Raw genomic sequence first — 24,750 nt, forward strand, 5'->3', positions numbered from 1 at the left:
TATTTTGATATACGGTCGCTGTTGTTGAATGAAAGAAAGCAAATTTATGAGCATGCAGAAAAAATTCAGAATAAATTAAAAACCTTTTAAAGGAAAAGTGTATTATAATCATCTATAGGGGGATTTTTTGGAATCCGGGGGGATTTTATAACATGCAAAGAATACGAACGACAGATAAAGAGAGAATGAAGCAGTTATACTATACAGGAGTGACGGAGGAAAAGCTGCAATATGTATATGAATATCGAAATATCCTGTTTGATCTCGTCGAACCGGTGGTGAATGAGCTGTACGATGATATCAAAAAGGTGGAAGTTTTGCGCGAGCTGATTCAGCAGCATTCGACGTTTGAGAGATTAAAAGAAACACAAAGGCGATATTTGCGCGAATGCTTTGAGGCGACCATTGATGATAGCTATATTCAGAAACGCTACACGATCGGACAAGTCCATTCGCGAATCGGGCTTAGTTTATCTTGGTATTTAGCTACATATACTCGCTATGCTGATATTTTATACAAATATATTTCACAGGTGCTTCCAGAACAAGCGACAACCATTTTGCTGACGATCCAGGCGATTTTTTCATTCGATATGCAGCTGACGCTTGAAGCATACAAGGCTTCGGAAGTGGACAAAGCTGCTCATCCGCTGCGCTGGGAGCTGGAGCGGCTACGGCAAATGAACGGGTTTACCAAAACAGACTTGAAGCATTTGGAGCAGTTTAGCGGCTATATTTCTTTTTGCATTGACAGCATTATCGACCAGTTTGATCATGCCTTTACCTATCGCTTAGGGAGCGAGCCTTATTACAGCTTTATCGCGAAAGACAAGTATTTAGTGTATATTCGCAATTTTTTGCTGCAATTTTTTCAAGAAAAGGTGTATGAAGACCTTGAATCGTATTTTCTAATTATTCGGGATTGGAGCCGCCTGATCATTGAACGGGGATATCCGGAAAGCTTGTTCCATATTGCGGCTGAATCGGTATGCGAAGCGCTGAAAAAAGTATTTCTGACAAAGGAGTATTTGCATGATCGGCATATTGTCCAATATATTCATTCCTTTGAACGATTTTCCAAGTTTACATTGGCGATTATGAGTGAAATTATTCGCCCCTATTTATTTTTGCGCGATTTTGATTTTCTTGATATTTATGCTTATGAGATTAGCACGATTGATTTTGGAAGGCTGACATGGATTGATGATAAAATGCGGCGCCTCTTGCGCACGCTTGGAATTCATGAAGAAAATCCGATTGGCCGAAGATGCTACGAGCTGCTGCACAATCGAACCGTTCCTTGCTCAGGCTGCCCTATTCTGGAGCAGACAGATGAGCCGCTGCTTGTGACACTTCGCAACGACCAAGGGACTAGTTATTATAAAATCCGCTCTTTGCCGCAAACCAAAATTTTTGAGCTTTCGCGTGCGCTTTTGGTGATTCAGGATGTGACAAAAGAATCGAAAGTCATGTTTGACACGCTGGAGCGGCTGCTGCAATTGGCGGAGTATCGCGATGACGATACGAAGAATCATGTTCATCGGATTGGCAGGCTGTCAGGCATGCTCGCTCGTTTAGCTGGCTGCGATGAACAATTTGTTTCCCAGATCGAAATTGCTGCGAAATTTCATGATATTGGCAAGGTGGGCATCCCCGACTATATTTTAAATAAACCCGGCAAGCTGACGAAGGAAGAATGGGAATCCATGAAAACGCATGTTTTAATTGGACATCAGATTTTGGCCAATTTGGACTTGCCGGTGATTCAAATGGCGGCCAACATCGCCCGTACGCATCATGAATGGTGGAATGGCGAAGGATACCCAAATGGTTTAAAGGAAGAAGACATTCCGCTGGAAGGGCGAATTGTGGCCATTGTGGATGTGTTTGATGCTTTGTTATCGAAACGAATTTATAAGGATGCGTTTCCTCCTGAAAAAGTGAAGGAAATTTTATTGGATGGCCGCGGAAAGCAGTTTGATCCGAAGCTGATCGATTTATTTTTGGCGATGTGGAATGAATTTTTAATCGCGAGAGAACGCTTGCAATAAAGCGAACAGCATGCATGTTGTTCGCTTTATTGCTTTTTGAGCAAAGCTATGCCGCAGGTGTTTGCCTTATTTTCATCATAGGGTGAAGCTGTTGGACGATCGGCGGAAGGCGCATTTATGGACGTGTTTTTTCATCAAAGTCCTTTACCAACACGATGTTTTCCGTCTTTCATATGGAAAAAATTTATTGTGCCTTCCTCTACTATTCAACAATATTCGACATTTGTTATGATAAAGGTGATTTTCATCATAGATTAGCTTAAAGGGGATGACACAATGCCGCAAATCAAACGAAGCTTGGCGACTCGACTTTCATTATGGATGGCTGGCACGTTTGTCGCACTTACATTAGTGAGTGCTTTCGTATTTTCGTATATTGTCCAGCAGGCGTCGAAACGCACAGTAGGGAGCTATGCTGCTGAACAAGCAAAAAATATTGCCGGCATGCTGGATACAGAGAAATATGCGTCATTTTTGCAGCAGCCAGCCGAGAATGATACATATTGGCAGTTAAGAGAGCAATTGAATGATATTCGGGAAAAAATCGGCGCATTGTACGTATATACGTTGCGCGTCGATGGACAAAAACTCTCCATCATGATTGACGGTCAACCGCCAAGCTCTGAGGTGGCATCGGCCATAGGCGATTCTACTTCTTCCACAACGTTAAAAGACATTGATGGAGCGCTAAATGGAAAAACAGATTATACGGATATCGTCCATGATCAACAGTATGGGGATTATTTATCAGCATTTGCGCCGATTATGCATAACGGCAAGATGATTGGAGTGCTTGGTGTTGATTTGCCTGCAAACTATGTGGAGCAAACCATGTCTGCGGTGAAGGAACAAATCCGCGGGCCGTTTCTTCTCGGGTCTGCTGTGGTGGCGATTCTGATTAGCGCAGGAATCTTCCTATATTTGCGCCGCCGCTTCCGGCCGCTCACTCTATTAACAGCTGCATCGGAGCAGATGGCAGCAGGAAAACTGGGAGAAGCGCACCAGAAGATCCTCCAGGTTAGGGACAAAGGAAACGATGAATTGTTTGCTTTAATTCGCTCATTTAAAACGATGGTGGACCAAATGTTTCTTCTGATTGACAAAATCAAGCATAGCAATGATTGGATGGTGCAAGCGTCCAGCGAACTGCAATCGCATGCTGCTTTTACGGAAGAGCAAAATGAAAAAATGGTCAAAACAGCCGGCATTGTTCATTCTTATTCGCAGCAGCAGCTTGAAAGCATGAGGGAATCCAATGCGGCGATTCAAGAAATGGCGACTGGCATCCAGCGCGTCGCTCACTCTTCCTCTTTGCTTGCTGAATCGGCTGAAGAAATGAATCGCGATGTTCGAACAGGGGATCGTCATGTTGATCAAGCGATGCAGCAAATGGAAAGCATGTATGCCAAAATCAAGGAAACCGCGAACTGCATTCAACAATTATCGGAAGGAACAGATGAAATCAGCCATATTCTTGATGTGATTCGCGGTATTTCCGAGCAAACGAATCTTTTAGCGTTGAATGCGAGCATTGAGGCGGCCCGTGCTGGAGAAAGCGGCCGCGGATTTGCGGTGGTGGCCAATGAAGTTCGAAAGCTGGCTGAGCATTCAAAAAGCTCCGTTGATACAATCGGAAAGATGATGGACCGCTTCCGCATAACCACCGAACAAGCCGTTCAGCAGATGGAGCAAGGGGAACAGGAAGCAAACGCAGGCCGCGGCCAAGTGGCGGAAATTCGTTCGATTTTTGCCAACATCGTAACAAACGTGCAGAAAAACACGGATGAAGTTCAAGAATTATCCGCCATTGCTCAGCAGATGTCGGCAGGAACAGAAGAAATTGCCGCCGCCATAGAGCACACGTTGTCAGCCGCAAGGGAAGTCAGCGGCTCGATCAGCACCATGGTCCAATCGGCCGAGCATCAAGGGCAGCTTGCTAAGCAACTTAGCGAGATGGCGCGCCGCATTCATGGGGTATCGGATGAGCTGCATGAACAGATCCGCCAATTCCGAGGATAAATTTAGCGAAACCCTCGCCCTTTCCTTGGAATCACGCACTTGCGCCCAACAAAATGGCCATTAGCCCCCGACTCAAGCCTAAAGCTTGGGTTGGGGGCTTTTATTAGTTTTGTTGAACAGCTGCCTCTAGCTAATCGCGGTACGTTGTATGGGGATAGAACAGGGTTTTGTTTTTTATTGTCTTTGAGTTGATACGATATTTTAAGAAACTGTAGTGGAGATCTTTAGTATGTAGATCCATATATAGAGCTATTTTCTTAAAATAAACGAAAATAGATTTAATTTCCCCTATTCTCCTTTTCTGTACAAGTGATTAAAATGATATTGTCCCAAATTTAGATGAAAAAGGAGGGATTCAGCTGATTGTTTGATCATTGATTTTTTTCTTTATTTTTTTCAGTTTAGCAACGAATGAGGTGACAACAGATGAGGAAAAGGAAGTCTAAGTGGTATTCATTTATTTCTTATTTGCTTGCTTTTACAATGATGTTTTCAACGCTTGCTCCTTTTGTTCAAGCGGAGGAGAATGCGCCTCTAGCAGTGAACGCTTCTCCGACAGAAGCTCCAGAGAATGGTGAAGCGCCAATTTCCAATAATGAAGGGTCTTCGTCGTCTCCTTCCGCAAACGTCGAACAGGGGGATTCCATCCCTGCTTCTGATGCTGCTAATGAAACGTCAGAAGCAGGGTCTCCAAGCTTTTCGAATGATAACCAAAATATCGTCTCTGCCAATGATCCTTATCCGAAAGAAAAGGAAATCCCAGCTCTCCGGACGGAAACAGCGAAGGTCTATGAAAATTCGGATGGAACGTATACCGCAGAAGTATTTGCAGAGCCGATTCACTTTAAGAAAAACGGCCAATGGGTAGATATTGATAACACACTGGTTGAAAACTCACAGCAGGAATTCGAAAACAAAGCGAATCAATTTAAGGTGAAATTTTCTAAAAAACCGAAACAAAATCGCCGAGCAAGATTGTTTACGTATGAAATCGCTGGCCATCAAGTGGCGGTAGAGCTATCGGATGATGACGCTTCAGCAACAAAAGTATTCAGGGGAATCAAGGATGTAGCGGGAACACTCCAAAAGGATCGCATCCAATATAAGCAGATCTATCCTGGAGTGACTTTTGATTATACTTTAGACGGAACAAAGGTTAAGGAAAATATTATTCTCGATTCCTATCAAGGCAATAACCGTTTTACATTTCATATTAAAGCTCAAGGGCTAAAGGCTGAGAAGCAAGCGTCTGGTATCATCGAATTCACAGACGCCAAAACAGGAGAATTTTTATTTTATATCCAGCGCCCATACATGTACGATTCATCAAAAGAAGGAAACGTGTCAGAACAAGTCACCCAAGAGGTGACACCTGTCGACGATGGATTTATTCTCACTGTCACAGCAGATGAAGCGTATTTAAAAGATCCGAATCGCGTATATCCCGTCGTCATTGACCCTTGGATCGACGTGTTCCAAGCGCAGGATACGTACATTGCGAGCGGATCTTCCACTGGCTATCATAACACTGATAAATTATTGGTCGGATATGACCAAACAATAGGGAAGACGCGTTCTTTATTAAAATGGACCCTTCCTGTTATCCCAAATGGAGAGGTCGCAGGAGCTTCCGTTGGTCTTTATCAATACACTTCAAATGCAAATGTTCCGATTTATCTTCATCGAGTGACAAGCTCTTATAATACGACGACGGTCACCTGGGCTTCCCAACCAAGCTTCTCAGCGACAGCTGAAGACTCCCAAAGTTCGACAAGTACAGGATATGTGTACTTTAATGTATCGAACTTAGTGAAGAGTTGGTATGATGGCACGCAATCCAATAACGGGATACTCGTCAAGTATGCGGATAGTCAAGAAGGAACTGCTAAAACCAAATATTTCCGTGCAACAGAGTGGGTAAATCCGGATGGTTCGCCATTTGGTAAACCGAAGCTTGTGGTCAGCTTTCGTCCTAAAGAACTGCTTGGGATCACCGATTATTGGACGTACACACCTGATTTATTCCAAGGAGAAGGAACCGCCGTTGTGAATGTGATCAACGGAAATATGGTATATGAGATTAACCTTCTATCATTACCGGGAAAGACGGATGCATTTCATTTAAATTTAGTGTATAACAGCCGTTCTAACTATTCCGGATCTTATGGAAAAGGTTGGATGTTTAGCGCCCAACAAAGCCTTTATATTAATCCAGATAAATCTATTATTGAATATCGGGATGATAAAGGAACTCGCTATCACTTTGCGAAGCAGCAACATGATACGTCTGATACGTATTCAGCACCAGAAGGGACGTATTTAGAGTTAACAAGCGATGCCAATGGATACTACATCAAGCGTCCAGATGAAACGACCTTGTACTTTGATCAGTCAGGAAGAAACACGAAAATTGTGGATGAAAAAGGAAATGCGATTATTTATGAATTTGATGGAAGTTCCAATCGTGTCATAAAAATAAAAGAACAGTATAAAAACGAACCGCCAACACGAGAAGTTTCATTGAGCTATAACGCTAACGGATTGCTGGAAAAAGTGGTTGATTTTCGTGGTACGCAGATGGTGCTTACCTATGAAACAGTTAACGGTACCAATCGCTTAACCAATATTATTTACGGCTATAATCGAACAGAAAAGAAAACCATTGCTTTTGATTACAATGCCAATCATCAGCTTATTGGCATTACAGACGCGAACGGAAACCGAGGCGAAATTCAATACGACTCATCCAATCGGGTAACGAAGCTTATTGACCCTCGCTCTACTACTATTTACTCAGAACTATCGTACCCGAGTGCCACGGAAACTATTTTTACCGATGCGCGAGGCAATAAAACGTATTATAAAAATAATTCTGATCAAAATAAAGCGACCGTCAATGTGACACAAATTACCGAAGACTATCAAGGAACTGCTCCGGCAACGACCATCTATGAATGGGAAAAGAACCGAATAGTAAAAGTGATGGAGCCTAATAAAAATACAGGTGATCCAGATCCTTCCGTAACGCATCAGGCTCAATATGATGAGAAAGGAAATCTTAAAGAAGCTTCATCGCCAAACAATTTGCAAGTAACAAATGATTATGATGACAAAGCAAATCTGATCAAGGAGCAATTTAGCAATGGCTCTTATGGTCAATATGTGTATGATGAGCAAAGCAATTTAATTTTTTCTACTAATAACTATGTATTGACTGACTACAATACGTATGATCGGTTCGGAAATGTGCTTAGTACGGCATCGCCGACACGAGTCACTCATAATCGTTTGCCAAACTCGAGTTTTGAGTACGTTGACACCAGCGGTTACCCATTAAATTGGAGAAGGTATACGGCTGGGCAGTACGCTCGAAGCAGCGATCATGCCGCTGGCAAGTATTCGGCTAAAATCACGCTGACTGGCAGCGAAAGCGGCGGCTACTATTCGCAGATCATCCCCGTTCAAGCAGATGAAGGCGATAAAAATTACACGATCGCAGGATATGTCAAAACGCAAAGTGTAACTGGAACCGGCGCCCAATTCCGAATTTATCCGCTCGATGCCAGCCAGCAAAATATCAAGGATAGCTCAGGACAATCCATTGTGTTTCTTTCTTCATCATTAACGGGAACGAATGATTGGACGCGTCTGTCTGATTACGTTCAGCTCCCCGCAAATACAGCGTATGTTCGTGTCGATTTGCTGTTTAAAGGGGCTGGCACCGTCTATTTTGATGCCGTACAGTTTTTATATGGCGCGATTCTTGATGATTATTACAGCAATGAAAACGCCGGCTTTGAATGGGGAACAGGCGCTGTAGCCGATACATGGGAGCTAAACAGCCTTGGAGCGAATGATGGAAGAACGACAGAAAGGGTTCGGCGCGGCAGCTATTCTCTGAAAATCAATGGTGCAGCGAATACGTCTCGATATGTGGGGCAATATGTAGAGGTTTCAGGAACAAAAGGAACGCCGATCACCATTTCTGGTTGGGCCTACACAACCGGGGCCAATGCTTCCGGTGGGTTTTTTGGATTGCGGCTTCGTTTTGTAAAGCTTGATGGCACTTCCACCGCTGTGGATATTCCATTTGATTCATCCGAACGTCTCAGCAACCAATGGCAATTTGTAAAGAAGACCGTGCGCGCGGATGTCGATTTTACGCAAATGAAAGTTTATGCTATGTATGAAAATCAGACAGGCACGGTTTATTTTGATAATATGAAGGTGGAAGAACGTGCTGCAACGGCGTCCCAAACCTATACGAGCGACGGCAGCTTGGTCCAAACGGAAACAGATGAATTAGGCCGTACAACATCATACAATTATGATGCCAACGGAAATCAAACGGCATCGATTCTTCCAAGCGGAAAAAAGACCAACTACCAATACGATTATTTAGATCGTCTCAAAAGCGTTACATTGGTCGCAAGTTCTGATACGGACCCGAACAACATTACCACATCCTATGAGTATGATGCACAAGGAAATGTGAAAAAACGAATCGACCCGCGCGGGTATGTGACATCGTTTGAATATAATGCGATTAATCAGATAAATGTAGAAACCGATCCGTTAGGCAAGTTTATCCGTTATGATTATGATCAGGCAGGGAATGTCAAGCTTATTGAAAAAGGAAAAGGTGCGACGGCACTTTCTTCAATTGGCTTGATCTATGACCGAAAAAACCAGCTGCAGGAAAAATGGATCAATGGGCAAAAGGCGTATACGTACAGCTATGACCGTACAGGAAACGTCAAAGCGATTACGCTCGCAGACGGAAAAACCTATTCCTTTAGTTATGACGAAAACAGCCGGTTACAAACGGCACAAGAACCAGGCGGATATACAGTGGAGAATGTGTATGACAATACGGCCGGCAGTTTGACGAATGGGATGCGGACGTCCTACAAGGAAACGGTTGGGGGAGCGAGATACACGACTTCGTTTGGATATGATATTTTACGGCGGCTGACATCTTTGACCGCGTCAACAGGTCAAAAAACGGAATTCTACTATAATGAAAGCGGACAGCCTGCTCGAATCAAATGGGCGAATACGACCGTGCATCAATCGTATGATGATTCGGGAAATTTACAAACCCAGCAGATCATCGGCAATGACTTGCTTAAACTGGTGTACGGATACGACGCCGATGACAACATTGTCAGCTACTTCGACGGCACCCATACACATACGTACACGTACGATTTCGCCAACCGTTTGAAGTCATGGACGTATCAAGGCAACACGGTTCAATACGACTATGACGCGTCCGGGAACTTGAAAAATCCGCACGGCAAGACGTTGACGTTTAATGCGGCCAACGAAATCGAAGGGTTCACATATGATGACGCCGGCAATCTTCTCGAGGACGACCGCTACCAATACACATGGGACGGAGAAGGACGCCTGCTTTCAGTCAAAGACGTAAACGGCAACGAGGTCGCCAGCTTCACGTATCGCCCAGATGGACTGAGAGAAACGAAAACGGTGAATGGCGTGACGTACCATTATCACTATGACGGTTCGGACTTAATCCGCATTACGAACGACAACGGCCAAACCGTATGGGCGTTTACATGGGCGAATGGCAAGCCAAATACGGTGACGAGTGGGAATGGCGATACATTCTACTACGTCACGAACTACCGCGGCGATGTCGTCGGCATTGTCGATGAAAACGGCACGACGGTCGCGAATTATAGCTATGATCCATGGGGAAAAGTGCTTTCGGTTTCGGAAAATGCGGCCGTGACTGGACAGCCGATAGGGTATGCAGGATATTATTATGATAGGGAAACGAAGCTGTACTACTTGCAAGCGCGGTATTATGATCCGGAGACGGCGAGGTTTCTTTCGAGGGATACATTCTCGGGGCACGACACTAGACCATTAACTCAAAATTTATATCTCTATTGTGAGAGTAACCCTGTAATGTATTATGATCCTGATGGCAACGATGCTATTTGGATAACAGCTAAGAATGGTGCACATGGTTTTGGGCACACATCTCTCCTTATTCAAAGAAAGGATGGTTCTTGGTATTATTTTTACTGGGGAGGACGTGGTGGCAAACCTCATGGTACTGCAGAAGTTTATTTGTGTAAGGTTCCTAGTGGAAATGTAAAAGATCTTGGAAAGCTGAACAAATGGCTTAAAGACAATGGGCTGCCAGGTGGCAAATATACAAGTGCAGTCTATATTAAGGGGAATTTCGAAGGATCATACTCATATGCCAAAAAGTTACTTAAGCCTTCAGAGAAGTACGATGTTTTTTATAATAACTGCATGCAAAAATCTGCTGAAGTACTAGCCAGAGGCACACGTAAGGGGAAACCAATATTAAGCGATTTCCAAGTAGACACATTAAAAAGGATAAGAATCCCTAGGCTAGCTGATGATGTAATTCGTGGTTGGAAGGACTGGTGAGCTGATTTCATGGCTTTTGGTAGGGGAGCTTGGAGTGGCACGACTCCCCGCCATTTAATAAATTTGATAGGAGGTTCCCAATGAGGCGTATTTTTTATACTATTTTAATTTTTGGGGTTGTATTTCATTTAATGGGATGTACTCCTGAGCATGGAGATGGAACTATCGTGAAAAATAGAAATCAAGAAGGTAATTCAACAGGTAATATAAACAATTATGCGTTTGTGGCTGAACAAGATGATTGGATATTTTTCACAAATTCTGCAGACCCGCATATTCCGCTACTAGATTTACGAAATGGTCTCTTCAAAATGAAAAAAAACGGTAAACAAGCAACGAGAATTAATAGAGATTTACCGTCCTATATAAACGTTGTCGACGAGTGGATCTATTATACGGTTGATACAGGATTATCGAGACCAAATAGCAAACTGTATAGGGTAAAAATAGACGGTTCTCAAAAACAACGGCTGTCTAACGATGATGTAAGTGATGTTCATGTTGTTGGCGACGATATTTATTATGTAAATCTCTCTGACCATAATCATCTTTATAAAATGAAAACAGATGGGAGTAATAAAAGAAAATTGAACAACCATAATTCTAGCTCAATAAATATAGTGGGCCGTTGGATTTATTATATACATTATGAATCAGAAAAAAAGCAGAGCATTTATAGAATTAAAACCGACGGTACAGATCCATTGAAAATAATCCCGAATGAAGCAGGAGAAATGAATGTATCAGACGGTTGGATCTATTATGTGAATATTTTAGACGGTGACAAAATATATAAAATAAGAACCGATGGGACTTCTAAAACGAAAGTAAGTGATGATAACGTTTCTGGTATCATTGTATCGGATGATTGGATTTACTATAAAAATTATAATGACAGTGGTTATCTATATAGAATTAAAATTGATGGAACAAACAGAATGAAGATATGCGAAGATACAATACAATTTACATTTAACCTTATCGATGGCTGGATCTATTATTATAATTCTGATAAAAACGATATACTATATAGAGTTAAGATAGATGGTTCACGTAAAGAAAGGGTCAAATAGAAATAATATTAAACGTGTTGCAGCGTGCATAATAGATTCATAAATTCATGCGACGGTCGCGAATTACAGCTATGATCCATAGTGAAAAGTGTTGTCGGTTTCGGAAAATGCGGCCGTGGCTGGACAACCGATAGGGTATGCAGGATACTATTATGATAGAGAAACGAAGCTGTACTACTTGCAAGCGCGGTATTACGATCCAGAGACGGCGAGGTTTATCTCAAGAGATCCAGATCCGGGAGACAAAGACGATCCGATCACTCAAAATGCGTATACGTATGCGAATGACAATCCGGTGATGCTGGTGGATCCGGATGGGAAGTTTGCTATTTCTATTGATAGAATAAAATATGCATTAAAGTACGGCTTAAAAGGTTGGCTTGCTTCATATTTTGATTGGGCGACTGCGGATAAAATTGTGGCTGGGAGTGTAGCAATTGCTGATAAAATTTATAAAATTGCAACAGAGATAGCAAAAGGGTATAAAGCAGGAAAAGCTATAAATACTGTGTTTAGAGAGGCCCTTAATAAAATACTAATTGGAAGAGGGTATAAAAATCAAATTCTTAACATAGTGAAGAAGCAAGCAAGAAAAATAGGGACAAAAGTTGTTTTACGGAGAATCACTACACTTAGTTTTTGGTGGACCGATCTTGCGTTATTTACTGGTTATACTATTGTAGGTTACAATAAATATCGTAAATAATCAATATTGGATCATTTTGAGGTTGAGGGTTATTATCATTATGAGAAGACTCGTTAAATTGCTCATATGTTACTTCGTAGTTTTATGTATTTTCTTTTGGTTATTTTACAACATGGCTCTAACTTCCCAAAAATTTTATGATATTAGTGTTATAGGAAAAATCACATTATTTTTTAAGATTATAATATTCTTATTAATACTCCGTATCATAGATTTTATAGGAAAAAAAAATTATACAGTTTCTAATATACAAAAAAATATTGTATTTATTGTTGCTTGCCTATTATCCGCTTTAGTAATGGGGTACATTACATTGGAATAACCTTATTAGCCTTCCCAATAATTTGGTGCTCGAAAAGTTTTTTATTTTTATACATCGAGATAACCGAATGAAAGGGAGGGCTTTTTTATACAGGAAACGAAGAAACTATTTGATTATCAGTGGCTATGGATAATGCCGTGTATGAAAATATATTTTTGTTAAGGTGTCCCAATAAATATAATGTTTACCGTAAAATGGATGTTAATAAAAATCCTATGTATGAACAGTTAGAAGAGATAAAAATTCGATAACTAACTCTATGCATTTGCGAGCTACTGTGGTGATGTAGTTCGAATTTTTGATGAAGATGGCCTGACTGTCGCAATTATCCCTATGATCCCTAGGGTAAAGCTTTGTCTGTTTCCGAAGACACAGCTGTTGCTGGACAGCTGCTAGGGTATGCAGGATATTATTATGATAGGGAAACGAAGCTGTACTACTTGCAAGCGCGGTATTACGATCCGGAGACGGCGAGGTTTCTTTCGAGAGATCGAGATCCGGGAGACAAAGACGATCCGATCACTCAAAATGCAATGCGTATACGTATGCGAATGATAATCCGGTGATGCTGGTGGATCCGGATGGGAATCGTGGATTAACCACATTGTATCGGACTGTTGCAGGTGCTCTCACATATGTTATAGTCAGCGGGGCAGTAGCAAAGAGTTTAGTTAAAAAAGCGGTAGGGAAAGTAGCAAAGAAGGTTTTACGTAAGGGGAAAGGCAAAGCTTCTAAATATGTAGATGTGACTAAATCTGGTAGTCGTTATTCTAACAGAGAGACTGATGTATCTAAAGCACAGTTCGAAAAAAAACTACTTAGAGATGGATGGAGAAAATCAATATCTAAAGATGGAAAAACAATAATACTGACAAAAGATGGTGCAAAATATGTTCTTCGTGACGGTGCTAAATCCACAGGTGGTTCAACCGCTGACTTTTATCCAAAAGGGAGCAAAAGAATGACTTTAAAAATTAGGTTAAAATAGGGGGAGTCCAATGAATTTAGAAACTTTATTTGTTAGGGAAAAAAAAGAGTTTAATAAATTAATAGGGATGGCTAGTAATACGTTTTATATAGAAAATAGATTGCCTAAACAGGTATTCCGAGAACAATTCAATAATTTTTTGTTTGAAGAGTTTGACTGGACAATGGACAAAGATTTTTGGAGAACAATCCAGCAATTATCTAGACAAACAAAAGATAATTATGTCCTTACTGCAGTGTTAGATCCTAGTCCAGTAGAATATTTTTATAAAGAGTTTAATTATTATAATTGGATGAAACTCCCTGTTAATTTATCACCTGATGAATATTTAGACGTTCTTGAATTAGGACCTGAGGAAAGTCCAGCGGATGCAGTGCTGTACAATTCTTATACCGTTATTTGGCTACCTCCTTCAATGAAATGGGCAATATGGGGAGAAAGAAGTTATGGGGTTTGTGTTTTAGGGCTTCAAGATGTAAACAATAGTGCAGATTTATTGCCGATTTTAAAAAATTGGCGCTCTATTGATGAAACAGTTTTATCGTGGGTAGGGCTCAATTTTGTAAATCAACAACTTCCACAAGAAATTGCTGATATTTTCTTCTTAAATTATTCTAACGGTGTTAAGTAAATGTAGATGTCTATTCTGAACACAAACATAAAACAATGCGAACCTTGATTGGCTATATGCCTTTCAAGGTTTCTTTTTACAATGACTATATGGGGAGTATTTCTATCTAATGTTATCTTTTATTTAAACTCATGATGCTAGTTGAGCCTTAGAACTTAACTATCTCAAGTATAACTTAGATTAGGGTGCCAGGCACGTGTTGAAAAAATCAAAGTGTTTACGTATGATGACGCCGGGAACCTTCTTAAGGACGACCGCTACCAATACACATGGGACGGAGAAGGACGCCTGCTTTCAGTCAAAGACGTAAACGGCAACGAGGTCGCCAGCTTCACGTATCGCCCAGATGGACTGAGAGAAACGAAAACGGTGAATGGCGTGACGTACCATTATCACTATGACGGCTCGGACTTAATCCGCATTACGAACAACAACGGTCAAACCGTATGGGCGTTCACATGGGCGAGTGGCAAGCCAAACACGGTCACAAACCAAAACGGTAACACGTTCTACTATGTGACGAACTACCGCGGCGATGTTATCCGCATTGTCGACGAAAACGGCGCGACGGTCGCGAATTATAGCTATGATCCATGGGGAAAAGTGTTGTCAGTTTTGGAAAATGCGGCCGTGACTGGACAACCGATAGGGTATGCAGGATATTATTATGATAGGGAAACGAAGCTGTACTACTTGCAAGCGCGGTATTATGATCCGGAGACGGCGAGGTTTCTTTCGAGGGATCCGTATCCGGGGGATTTGGATAATCCTATCACTCAAAATGGATATACTTATGCGAATAATAACCCGGTGATATATGTTGATCCAGATGGCGAATTACCTTGGGTAGTCAAAGAGATTGCAAAGTTTGCTATAAAGCAGGCTGTTAGAAATCCTAAAAACCTAAGGATAGTTGTAGAAAAAATAAGAAGCTTTACAAGGCAAAAATATATAAAAAAAGCTCTAGACCAGTTAGGCTTAGAAGTACAATCTAATTTAAAAGGAGGATATATTCTTAAAATAATGGCAAATAGGAAGCGTATACTCTCTATTGACTACCATGGTTTAAATATCTTTAGAGGTACTGGTAAGTATAAAGGTAAGCACACTAGACATATCCCTATACTGCATATGCATTTAGGAGGAAGCGAGACTCATTATATATTTAAATCGTTTGTACCTGACGAACTAAAGATTAAGCCTTTTGCTAAAAATAATCCTAGATATATATTCATTTCAGAATTTATTTTTTAAGGGGAGATTTTTATTGAAACATATTAAAACATTTTTATTAACACAATTAGATGAGAATCCTTATGTAGAATTTTCAACAGGTATAAATGTTAATAAACTTCCATTTATTGTAGAGGAAATTACCTTTGATGATACGATTTCTTTTGACGATGTCAGTTCTGTTATTCAGGGAAAAAAACTAATAATCCCCTATTTTTCGTTATCATCTTTAAATAAAGAGTTAAAAAAATACAAATGTATTATAAAAAAAAATATGAAAATAGCTGTGATTGAAGATTTTGAGTTCAACTTAGATATATTCTATTTGTTGAATGAAATAGAGTATACTAATGTTTATTTTATTGCTGATTTTTTTGATGAAATGGAGATATTATTACCAAAGGACAGAATGGAGGGAATAACATTTAATTTCAACAAATTGAATCAACTAATTTTTATTCAATTTGAATCAAAAAAGATGATAACATTTAAATATTAATTCGTATCGAAAAAGATGTTCTATAGTTATTTATCAATAGTTAGAGGGATGATTTCACATTGCAGAAAATCTAGTTCGATACAAAGAGCATTCCTGTTAGAAAGGCTTTTAGGAACTTGAAAGAAAAAGCATCTTGGTATGATGCAGCGGTTGCCAATTGTCAAGTTGACACTGTTATCAATCAAACCAAAGAGAACTAATCGTACGAAAAATTGAACAACCGCCAAACCGTATGGGAGTTTACGTGGGCGAATGGGAAACCGAATACGGTCACGAATGCGAATGGCGATACGTTTTACTATGTCATCAACTACCGCGGCGATGTTATCCGCATTGTTGATGAGAACGGTGCGACGGTCGCGAATTACAGCTATGATCCATGGGGAAAAGTGCTTTCGGTTTCGGAAAATGCGGCCGTGGCTGGACAACCGATAGGGTATGCAGGATACTATTATGATAGAGAAACGAAGCTGTACTACCTACAGGCAAGGTATTACGATCCAGAGACGGCGAGGTTTATCTCAAGAGATCCAGATCCGGGAGACAAAGACGATCCGATCACTCAAAATGCGTATACGTATGCGAATGACAATCCGGTGATGCTGGTGGATCCGGATGGGAATCGTGGATTAACCACATTGTATCGGACTGTTGCAGGTGCTCTCACATATGTTATAGTCAGCGGGGCAGTAGCAAAGAGTTTAGTTAAAAAAGCGGTAGGGAAAGTAGCAAAGAAGGTTTTACGTAAGGGTACGTGTAAAATAAGTGCAAAAGATATTGTTTTTAGCGATAAATTTAAAAAGTCAAAATATAAAAATCAAGTTGCTAAACGTGGATGGACTAAAGAAAGTATAGCCAAAACAATAAACAATCCGTACAAAATAACTAAAGCGGTAAACAAATATACAGGAAACTCAGTAACTGTTTACTATAAAGATAAGAGACATTATGTAGGAGTAGATGATGGTACAGGAAAGGTAATACAAGTTTCCGATTTGAATGACCCATACTGGGTATTTGATCCTAAATTTTCGAAGTAGGTGGGTGATACAGTGACTGTAAAAAAAGATGGCAAAATTAACGAGATAGTCTATGAATATACCACATATCACAGTGGAAAATATAGACTTTATCCAACAATTACACATTTGAAAATTATGTTAGAAAAAATTATTGAATCCAATACAACGACAGAATATTTAAGAATTAATCCGTTCTATAGAAATGGAAAGGTTGATATGCAAATCGAATTTGATGAATATATGTTTTATTTAGAATGCAGGGAACAGTTTGATGAAAAAGAACAAGAAGAACATATTTTAGACTGTCTGGATACAGACGATCAAATTGTGACTGCTGAGCAATTTGAGATGGGAAAAATCCTTTATCCATTATGCCAACACAATGATGTAGAGAGTTTTAAGTTATCATTAGAAAAATATCGTGATTATTTAGATACGCTTTTACCGAGGTTATTTGATATTGCTAAAAGAAAAATGCAATTAAAAGACGAAGATTTAGCTTTTGGATATTTTTGTTTTGAAGTTCATAGTGAATAAGAATCGAACCTTGATTGGCTATATGCCTTTCAAGGTTTCTTTTTACAATGACTATATGGGGAGTATTTCTATCTAATGTTATCTTTTATTTAAACTCATGATGCTAGTTGAGCCTTAGAACTTAACTATCTCAAGTATAACTTAGATTAGGGGGCCAAGCACGTGTTGAAAAAATCAAAGTGTTTACGTATGATGACGCCGGCAATCTTCTCAAGGACGACCGCTACCAATACACATGGGACGGAGAAGGACGCCTGCTTTCAGTCAAAGACGTAAACGGCAACACGGTCGTCAGCTTCACGTATCGCCCAGATGGACGGAGAGAAACGAAAACGGTGAATGGCGTGACGTACCATTATCACTATGACGGCTCGGACTTAATCCGCATTACGAACAACAACGGCCAAACCGTATGGGCGTTCACATGGGCGAGTGGCAAGCCAAACACGGTCACAAACCAAAACGGTAACACGTTCTACTATGTGACGAACTACCGCGGCGATGTTATCCGCATTGTCGATGAAAACGGCGCGACGGTCGCGAATTATAGCTATGATCCGTGGGGAAAAGTGTTGTCGGTTTTGGAAAATGCCGCAGTGACTGGACAGCCGCTAGGATATGCAGGATATTATTATGATAGGGAAACGAAGCTGCACTACCTACAGGCAAGGTATTACGATCCAGAGACGGCGAGGTTTATATCAAGAGATCCAGATCCGGGAGATTTAGATAATCCACTTTCACAAAATGCGTATATTTACACAGAAAATAATCCAGTTATGTACACTGATCCCAATGGTTATAGTAATAAATGGTATGATTTGGGGCAAGGCTGGAAGGCAAGAATTGATAGTGCGAAAGGCAGTACTCAAAAACATGTACACCTTTATGGACCAAAAGGCCAGCATTATTCTCAAAATGCAGACGGCTCTATTCACGATAAGCATAAAAATAGTAGTGGTGAGCCACCTAAATGGGTTAAAAAGGTGTTAAAGCAAAAAACATGTCAATAACGATTTAAAATTCCCCAATTTCAACGAAATGAAATTCCCCATTATGAACGTTTAATTAGGCAACTGGGCAGGATAAACTCCTGCTTTTTTCTTTTCTCGTAGACGATAAGAATCACCTTTGATATTAAAGGTAATGGCGTGATGTAATAGGCGATCTAAAATCGCTGTCGCTAGTACATCATCACCGAATACTTTCCCCCATTCGAGATAGGATTTATTCGATGTGAGGATCATAGAGCCTTGTTCATATCGTTTCGATACGACCTGAAAAAAGACATTCGCCGTTAGCTCATCAAAAGGAAAGTAACCGACCTCATCCATAATGAGTACATCTGGACGACTCCAACGATTCACTAATCGCTGGAGAGTCCCTTTTTCGTTTGCCTTTCGGCATTCAGCCACTACATCGTCTGCGGTTAAAAATAAAGCGGTATACCCTTGAGTGATAGCTTCCACCGCAAAGGAAATCGCTAAATGCGTTTTTCCAACACCCGGTGGGCCTAGTAAGATTCGATTTTCCCCGTTGGCAATAAACCGACAGGTCAGCGTTTCTTTGACTCTCTTTTCACTGATACTCGGTTGAAAGGAAAAATCAAAGTCATGAATCGTTTTGATAGAAGGTAATTTGGCTCGTTTCATTCGCTTTTCTAGTTGTTGAGACTCTTGATATTCAATTTCTTGTAAAACAATAGTGTTTAGAAACTCAGAATATGATACATTATCTCTAGAAGCGTCTTCTAATAAACTATCTAGTTGGTGGGCTGTGTGGTGCCAACCAAGCTTTTTTAAGCGTTCGATTAACAGCTCGTTCATCATACAGTCTCACCTTCTTCCAATGCTGCGTAAGCAGCGAGAGGGCGTTGTTCTACTTTAGGAGATGGGGCAGAAGAAGAAAGGTCGTTGGTCGCCAAACCTTGAACGCCTTTTCTTCTCTGTCCTTTTTCTTTTGTATGTAAGCCCTCATAATGTTCCATTTGAATATGAGCAGTTGCTTTTCCTGTCAAAATCGGATGTTTGGCAATACACTCCTGTTCATCATAAATCTCGATATGATGGTCGAGAGTTTCTTTCACTTTTACAACCTGTCCTGCATAGCGATACGGAACGGAATATTTTTTTCCTCTGTATGAAACAAAACAATCTCGACTTACCTCTCGTGTCTCCCAGCGACATGTCGGGAATAATGGTTTGACTCCCCATGCTTGAAGGAACTTCTGTTCCTGTTCCAAACGTTGAATTGGCGGTTCATTCGTCGTTTGATTCGGCTTTCGATTGGCCACTTGATCCAGCCATGTACGAACAGCTTCATTTAATGCATAGAGAGTAGGTTCGTGTTTTCGCTGAAAGAAATTATCTTTCAAATACTTTACCACTCTTTCTACTTTTCCCTTTGTTTGTGGACGTTTCGGCCGACATGCTTTTGGAACAATACCGTAATACGCTAGAAAATCCTCGAACGTCCGGTTAAATCGAATTTCGATGGGACTATGTTTCAGAACAACGGTTTTCATATTGTCATAAAGAATCTGTTCAGGAATGCCGTTAAAGTAAGCAAATGCGTTCATATGACATTTCATTAATGTTTCTACATTCATATTGGTCGTAAACTCCACATACTTCATTCGGGAATAACCAAGTACCATCACGAAAGCATAAATATCTTGATATTGACCATCCACCAAGTACTTTCCCACATAGGCCCAGTCCATTTGAGCTTGTTTGCCTGGTGGTGTTTCATACCGTAAGGTAGCTTGTTTCTTTGGCTGTTCTCGATACGGTCGAACAAAATCTCTTAATATCGTCATCTTGCCAGTGTATCCCATCGCTTGGATCTCCTCAAGGAGAACAACACAATTCGTCGTACCTTCTTGTATTCGTTGAAGAAGATAGCTTTTATAAGGATCTAGTTTGCTTTTTCTTTTTTTCTCACTGACTTTACGCTCTGGAAGCTTGTCCCCCTTTAGATACTTACGAATGGTTTTCCGATCAAAACCTGTTTCTTTGGCAATCGCTGTTTGAGTCCAGCCTTTCTGATATAACTCTCGAATCATAAAAAACTCCCCTACCTTCAGCATCGTTTCTCCACTCCATTTAAGATGTTGTTTCGAAACGATTATCTGTTATTTTTGGGGAATTTTAAACCGCTGTTATTGGGGATTTTATCACCGGTGATTACAAACAAAATGGGACTGGGATGCAAACGCTAAAAAATATGAAAAAAAACAAAAAGAAAAAAAAGCAAAGGATGCTGCCAAAAAAGCAGCAAAAGTTGGTGCAGCAGCTGGTGCAGGGTATATTGTATATAGAGGAGTAAGGATGGCGCCTTCTCTATTGCCACCATTATGGCCGACTTTGCCAGCCAACTTGGTTATACCATAAAAATTACATCAGCAAGGAGGAATATGTGGTGAAATATTACACTTTTGAGCTCTGGGGCGATCAATCTCCGGAGGCGGAGAAGCAATGGCTAAGGAACGATAAAGCCTATTATGAGAGGGTAAAATTTTTAAAAAAAAGAATATCTGATGAAGCGTATAAAATTCTCGTTGAAAAAGGATTTCATGACTATACTCTTAACGAATTTAAAGTGATTCAAGAAGGATATGATTTTAGAAAATGGAAAATAAAAGTTGAAATGGTCGTTACCAATGAAATAGAGACATGGAAAATAAAAGTTGAAAATGTAAAAAAAATATTTATTAATCATAATGGTACATCTGATGATACAGGATTTGATGATTGGGGATATGAGGAACTTCTTGATGTAGATGAAAGTACTTTGTCTTTTGAAATATTATTTGCCTCAGGTTCAACCATATTGTTGCATTTTCCTAATAATAATATTTTTGTAAAACAAATAAAGTAGTGCTATCTAGTCGAATTAGTTTTAGTGGATCTAGTCATTAACTAATCGCTAGGCAACTTGCTAGATTAAAAGATAGCTGCTTTGCAATCATATGAAATTGCCTTAAGAGAGCACATTTGCTCCTTCTTAAGGCTTTTTTTATAAATTTAAAGAAGAAATTGGATATATACATACAATGCAGAGAGCCAGATTGAAACGTATAATTGTAAATTAGCCCATTATTTTAGGCTGATTTTTTCAAATAATCGTGACGCAGGAAGATTAACGAGTTAGCATGTTGTCGGTATAGAAAATGCGTTGGATCTTCGCTATACATACGATGTGGATGGAAATATTGTAACGTGCTTTGATGGTGCAGATTCATATACGTACGATTTCGCCAACCGTTTGAAGTCATGGACGTATCAAGGCAATACGGTTCAATACGACTATGACGCGTCTGGGAACTTGAAAAATCCGCACAGCAAGACGCTGACGTTTAATGCGGCCAATGAAATCGAAGGGTTCACATATGATGACGCCGGGAACCTCCTTAAGGACGACCGCTACCAATACACATGGGACGGAGAAGGACGCCTGCTTTCAGTCAAAGACGTAAACGGCAACGAGGTCGCCAGCTTCACGTATCGCCCAGATGGACTGAGAGAAACGAAAACGGTGAATGGCGTGACGTACCATTATCACTATGACGGCTCGGACTTAATCCGCGTCACAGATGACAGCGGCCAAACCGTATGGGCGTTCACATGGGCGAATGGAAAGCCAAACACGGTCACAAACCAAAACGGTAACACGTTCTACTATGTGACGAACTACCGCGGCGATGTCGTCGGCATTGTCGATGGAAATGGAACGACGGTCGCGAATTATAGCTATGATCCATGGGGCAAAGTGCTTTCAGTTTCGGAAAATGCGGCCGTGGCTGGACAACCGCTAGGATATGCAGGATATTATTATGATAGGGAAACGAAGCTGTACTACTTGCAAGTGCGGTATTATGATCCGGAGACGGCGAGGTTTATCTCAAGAGATCCAGATCCGGGAGACAAAGACGATCCGATCACTCAAAATGCGTATACGTATGCGAATGATAATCCGGTGATGCTGGTGGATCCGGATGGAAATCGTGGATTAACCACATTGTATCGGACTGTTGCAGGTGCTCTCACATATGTTATGGTCAGCGGGGCAGTAGCAAAGAGTTTAGTTAAAAAAGCGGTAGGGAAAGTAGCAAAGAAGGTTTTACGTAAAGGTACGGGTAAAGTTAAGCTATTGCCTTCTTCTAAAGTACATGATGCAATAGGGAAACTTAACAGTAATCAGATAAAGCATATTATAAATGGAAGTAAAAAATCTAATCATCAATGGGAAAAACTTGTGCCTGATAAGAATTGGGGGAAAATAAAAGAAATTATCATCGATGTAATGCATAATGGTGCAGATATACCTTATAAATCTGTTTCTTCTAGAGTTAAAATGGTTAATGGACAATTGGTACAGGTGACATACAAAAAACTACCTGATGGAACAATAAGAATATCTGATGCGTGGGTGAAATAACTATGAAGGAAAAGATAAAGCAATTAATAACATCGGGTGATTTTCAAAAAGCAAAAGAATATATTGAGAATGAAGATAGAAATACTTTAGAGCAAGTTGTTCTTGAATTAGGATTTGATGAAGAGAGTATAAGTGCTTATTCATTTGTCTGTTATTTGATAAATAATAATGAGACTGCATATTATCATTACTTAGCTTCAGAGTTATTAAGTACTGCATTGTGCCATTTACCAGACGCTTACGCAAGTGCATTATACCATGCTAAAAGAGCAGTTGAATTAAGCCCTGAAGATGTTAGTTTGAAAGAACATTTGTTGTTATTCCATGACATTCCAGAAAAGTTAATTAGTAAACAAGAAGCTAAAGCAATTGCCCAAGAAATATTAAAGATAATGCCAAATAGCGAAGCTGCAAAAAATGTGTTACACAATGCATAAATTTAAAGACCTTGAAAGAGTCATAATACTCTTTCAAAGTCTTTTTTATAGGGGATGCAGTGCCGAATAACTCCCTTTGTAGTACAACATATACAAATAACCCTTGGAACTCCTGCATGATAATTTTTTATATTAATTTTGTGTGTATAAGATCAATATAAAAAGATGCCCTTTTGAAAAAATATTTTTAATAAAGAGTAAAGAGTTTTTATATGTGAAATGAAATTTTATCATGCTGACTCTGATTTTATCTGTATTATCAATGACAACGGCCAAACCGTATGAGCGAGCGGCAAACCGAATACGGTTACAAATGCGAATGGCAATATGTTTTACTATGCCACGAACTACCGCGGCGATGTCGTCCGCATTGTCGACGAAAACGGCACGAGGATCGCGAATTACTGCTACGACCCATGGGGCAAAGTGTTGTCGGTTTCGGAAAATGCGGCCGTGGCTGGACAACCGCTAGGATATGCAGGATATTATTATGATAGGGAAACGAAGCTGTACTACTTGCAAGCCCGCTATTATGATCCGGAGACGGCGAGGTTTATTTCGAGGGATGCGTATTCTGGAGATAAAGATAATCCATTAACACAAAATGGATACACGTATACGAATGATAATACGGTGATGCTGGTGGATCCGGATGGGAAGTTTGCTTGGATGATTCCTATCACTATTGTTGTAGGACAAGCTATTGCCGATGGTGTTGCAATAGGAGCAGGACTGTACATGGGGAAAAGTTTGCCCCTTAGAGGCCCTAAAAAAGGAAGCTTAACTTTAAGAGATAAGAAAGGAAAAGTTATACAACGAAGATATTATGATAGTGCGGGAAGGGCGAAAAAAGACATGGATTATAGCGATCACGGAAATCCGAAACACCACCCTTGGGGGCCTCATCGACATAAATGGAAATGGGACGGAAAAAAGCCTAAAAGAGGAGGAGCAGAACCAATGAATAAAGGAAGGAGGTAGGAGATAAAATATGAGTTTAGAAAGACTAATAGAACTTATAGAAATTGGACATGATATAGAATTTATCTATAATGATGAGCGTTATTCAATAACGAATACTCAAGTGGGTATTTGTTTTACAAAGTACTATAATTTGAATCATCAAGAATATACAAACGTAAGTGATTTTATAGATAATGCGTGGATTGGTGAAGAAAAATTAAAAGATATTGTATCTCAAATCGAAATCACTCATGTTTTTTAAATATTAAGTGTTCCTACTTTGAGAATAATAACAAAATCGTCTGTAACTATTCAGCTTATTACTAGATAAATTCTGGAATAATCAAAACCAAAAGGGTATTTTCAATGATGGAATCGCTCTTTTTAAGTTAAGGAGT

At 40.1% G+C, this 24,750-nt stretch carries 19 protein-coding genes and 2 pseudogenes; 19 read left to right on the forward strand and 2 right to left on the reverse strand.

Features of this window, described 5'->3' with window-relative positions:
* The first annotated feature begins 152 nt into the window (after window positions 1-152).
* The 13 genes and pseudogenes from GRQ40_RS05190 to GRQ40_RS05245 all read left to right on the forward strand — a co-directional run bounded on the left by GRQ40_RS05190 (window position 153) and on the right by GRQ40_RS05245 (window position 18,526).
* On the forward strand, window positions 153-2,051 hold the full coding sequence (locus GRQ40_RS05190; RefSeq protein WP_159719512.1) for a protoglobin domain-containing protein: 1,899 nt from the start codon (window positions 153-155) through the stop codon (window positions 2,049-2,051).
* Between the two features lie 276 nt (window positions 2,052-2,327).
* Window positions 2,328-4,070, forward strand: a complete 1,743-nt coding sequence (locus GRQ40_RS05195; protein ID WP_159719513.1) for a methyl-accepting chemotaxis protein — start codon at window positions 2,328-2,330, stop codon at window positions 4,068-4,070.
* Between the two features lie 426 nt (window positions 4,071-4,496).
* Window positions 4,497-10,502 carry a DNRLRE domain-containing protein gene (locus GRQ40_RS05200; RefSeq protein ID WP_159719514.1) on the forward strand — a complete coding sequence of 2,002 codons (6,006 nt, stop codon included), beginning with the start codon at window positions 4,497-4,499 and terminating at the stop codon, window positions 10,500-10,502.
* Between the two features lie 80 nt (window positions 10,503-10,582).
* Window positions 10,583-11,575 carry a DUF5050 domain-containing protein gene (locus tag GRQ40_RS05205; RefSeq protein WP_159719515.1) on the forward strand — a complete coding sequence of 331 codons (993 nt, stop codon included), beginning with the start codon at window positions 10,583-10,585 and terminating at the stop codon, window positions 11,573-11,575.
* Window positions 11,576-11,699: 124 nt separating this feature from the next.
* Window positions 11,700-11,900 (forward strand): annotated as a pseudogene (locus tag GRQ40_RS18940) (RHS repeat-associated core domain-containing protein); the annotation flags it as partial.
* Between the two features lie 1,056 nt (window positions 11,901-12,956).
* Window positions 12,957-13,169, forward strand: coding sequence for an RHS repeat-associated core domain-containing protein (locus GRQ40_RS18470; protein ID WP_236546405.1), 213 nt, complete (start codon window positions 12,957-12,959; stop codon window positions 13,167-13,169).
* Window positions 13,169-13,591 (forward strand): hypothetical protein, encoded by a 423-nt coding sequence (locus tag GRQ40_RS05215; RefSeq protein ID WP_236546406.1) that lies wholly within the window; start codon window positions 13,169-13,171, stop codon window positions 13,589-13,591. The genes GRQ40_RS18470 and GRQ40_RS05215 overlap by 1 nt, the downstream gene beginning before the upstream one ends.
* Window positions 13,592-13,601: 10 nt before the next feature.
* Window positions 13,602-14,222, forward strand: coding sequence for a hypothetical protein (locus GRQ40_RS05220; RefSeq protein ID WP_159719517.1), 621 nt, complete (start codon window positions 13,602-13,604; stop codon window positions 14,220-14,222).
* 213 nt (window positions 14,223-14,435) lie between these two features.
* Complete coding sequence (locus GRQ40_RS05225) at window positions 14,436-15,476, forward strand: RHS repeat domain-containing protein (RefSeq protein ID WP_159719518.1); 1,041 nt, start codon at window positions 14,436-14,438, stop codon at window positions 15,474-15,476.
* A gap of 13 nt (window positions 15,477-15,489) precedes the next feature.
* Window positions 15,490-15,954: a hypothetical protein gene (locus GRQ40_RS05230; RefSeq protein ID WP_044746758.1), complete on the forward strand. Its 465-nt coding sequence runs from the start codon at window positions 15,490-15,492 to the stop codon at window positions 15,952-15,954.
* 212 nt (window positions 15,955-16,166) lie between these two features.
* Entirely contained in the window at window positions 16,167-16,994 is an 828-nt protein-coding gene (locus GRQ40_RS05235; protein WP_159719519.1) for an RHS repeat-associated core domain-containing protein, read from the forward strand.
* 12 nt (window positions 16,995-17,006) lie between these two features.
* On the forward strand, window positions 17,007-17,513 hold the full coding sequence (locus GRQ40_RS05240) for a hypothetical protein (protein WP_080859940.1): 507 nt from the start codon (window positions 17,007-17,009) through the stop codon (window positions 17,511-17,513).
* Window positions 17,514-17,692: 179 nt separating this feature from the next.
* Window positions 17,693-18,526, forward strand: coding sequence for an RHS repeat-associated core domain-containing protein (locus tag GRQ40_RS05245; protein WP_159719520.1), 834 nt, complete (start codon window positions 17,693-17,695; stop codon window positions 18,524-18,526).
* 51 nt (window positions 18,527-18,577) lie between these two features.
* On the opposite strand, the gene istB is transcribed toward GRQ40_RS05245, so the two are convergent.
* Together istB and istA are read right to left on the reverse strand one after the other, a co-directional pair.
* Window positions 18,578-19,342, reverse strand: coding sequence for an IS21-like element helper ATPase IstB (gene istB / locus GRQ40_RS05250; protein ID WP_066329639.1), 765 nt, complete (start codon window positions 19,340-19,342; stop codon window positions 18,578-18,580).
* Window positions 19,339-20,601, reverse strand: coding sequence for an IS21 family transposase (istA, locus tag GRQ40_RS05255; protein WP_066329642.1), 1,263 nt, complete (start codon window positions 20,599-20,601; stop codon window positions 19,339-19,341). Before istA ends, istB begins: the two co-directional genes overlap by 4 nt.
* A gap of 136 nt (window positions 20,602-20,737) precedes the next feature.
* Here istA and GRQ40_RS18945 point away from each other — a divergent pair.
* From GRQ40_RS18945 to GRQ40_RS05285, 6 genes and pseudogenes are all read left to right on the forward strand, one after another.
* Window positions 20,738-20,905: pseudogene (locus tag GRQ40_RS18945) on the forward strand (hypothetical protein); the annotation flags it as partial.
* Window positions 20,906-20,933: 28 nt separating this feature from the next.
* Window positions 20,934-21,392, forward strand: coding sequence for a hypothetical protein (locus tag GRQ40_RS05265; RefSeq protein WP_111645823.1), 459 nt, complete (start codon window positions 20,934-20,936; stop codon window positions 21,390-21,392).
* A 297-nt stretch (window positions 21,393-21,689) separates the two neighbouring features.
* Window positions 21,690-22,952 carry an RHS repeat-associated core domain-containing protein gene (locus GRQ40_RS05270; RefSeq protein WP_159719521.1) on the forward strand — a complete coding sequence of 421 codons (1,263 nt, stop codon included), beginning with the start codon at window positions 21,690-21,692 and terminating at the stop codon, window positions 22,950-22,952.
* Between the two features lie 2 nt (window positions 22,953-22,954).
* Complete coding sequence (locus GRQ40_RS05275) at window positions 22,955-23,389, forward strand: hypothetical protein (RefSeq protein ID WP_159719522.1); 435 nt, start codon at window positions 22,955-22,957, stop codon at window positions 23,387-23,389.
* A gap of 327 nt (window positions 23,390-23,716) precedes the next feature.
* Complete coding sequence (locus GRQ40_RS05280; RefSeq protein WP_159719523.1) at window positions 23,717-24,370, forward strand: RHS repeat-associated core domain-containing protein; 654 nt, start codon at window positions 23,717-23,719, stop codon at window positions 24,368-24,370.
* A 10-nt stretch (window positions 24,371-24,380) separates the two neighbouring features.
* Window positions 24,381-24,614: a hypothetical protein gene (locus tag GRQ40_RS05285; RefSeq protein ID WP_080859617.1), complete on the forward strand. Its 234-nt coding sequence runs from the start codon at window positions 24,381-24,383 to the stop codon at window positions 24,612-24,614.
* Window positions 24,615-24,750: the final 136 nt, after the last annotated feature.

The organism is Anoxybacillus sp. PDR2, from assembly GCF_009834045.1.
In the GTDB taxonomy this organism is placed as follows: domain Bacteria; phylum Bacillota; class Bacilli; order Bacillales; family Anoxybacillaceae; genus Anoxybacteroides; species Anoxybacteroides rupiense.

Bases quoted from the DNA above. Each gene is read 5' to 3' on its own strand.
- GRQ40_RS05275 (WP_159719522.1), top strand. From the start codon at position 22,955: ATGAAGGAAAAGATAAAGCAATTAATAACATCGGGTGATTTTCAAAAA.
- GRQ40_RS05200 (WP_159719514.1), top strand. From the start codon at position 4,497: ATGAGGAAAAGGAAGTCTAAGTGGTATTCATTTATTTCTTATTTGCTT.
- istB (WP_066329639.1), bottom strand. From the start codon at position 19,342: ATGATGAACGAGCTGTTAATCGAACGCTTAAAAAAGCTTGGTTGGCAC.
- GRQ40_RS05285 (WP_080859617.1), top strand. From the start codon at position 24,381: ATGAGTTTAGAAAGACTAATAGAACTTATAGAAATTGGACATGATATA.
- GRQ40_RS05205 (WP_159719515.1), top strand. From the start codon at position 10,583: ATGAGGCGTATTTTTTATACTATTTTAATTTTTGGGGTTGTATTTCAT.
- GRQ40_RS05215 (WP_236546406.1), top strand. From the start codon at position 13,169: ATGCTGGTGGATCCGGATGGGAATCGTGGATTAACCACATTGTATCGG.
- GRQ40_RS05195 (WP_159719513.1), top strand. From the start codon at position 2,328: ATGCCGCAAATCAAACGAAGCTTGGCGACTCGACTTTCATTATGGATG.
- GRQ40_RS05280 (WP_159719523.1), top strand. From the start codon at position 23,717: ATGTTTTACTATGCCACGAACTACCGCGGCGATGTCGTCCGCATTGTC.
- GRQ40_RS05190 (WP_159719512.1), top strand. From the start codon at position 153: ATGCAAAGAATACGAACGACAGATAAAGAGAGAATGAAGCAGTTATAC.
- GRQ40_RS05220 (WP_159719517.1), top strand. From the start codon at position 13,602: ATGAATTTAGAAACTTTATTTGTTAGGGAAAAAAAAGAGTTTAATAAA.
- istA (WP_066329642.1), bottom strand. From the start codon at position 20,601: ATGCTGAAGGTAGGGGAGTTTTTTATGATTCGAGAGTTATATCAGAAA.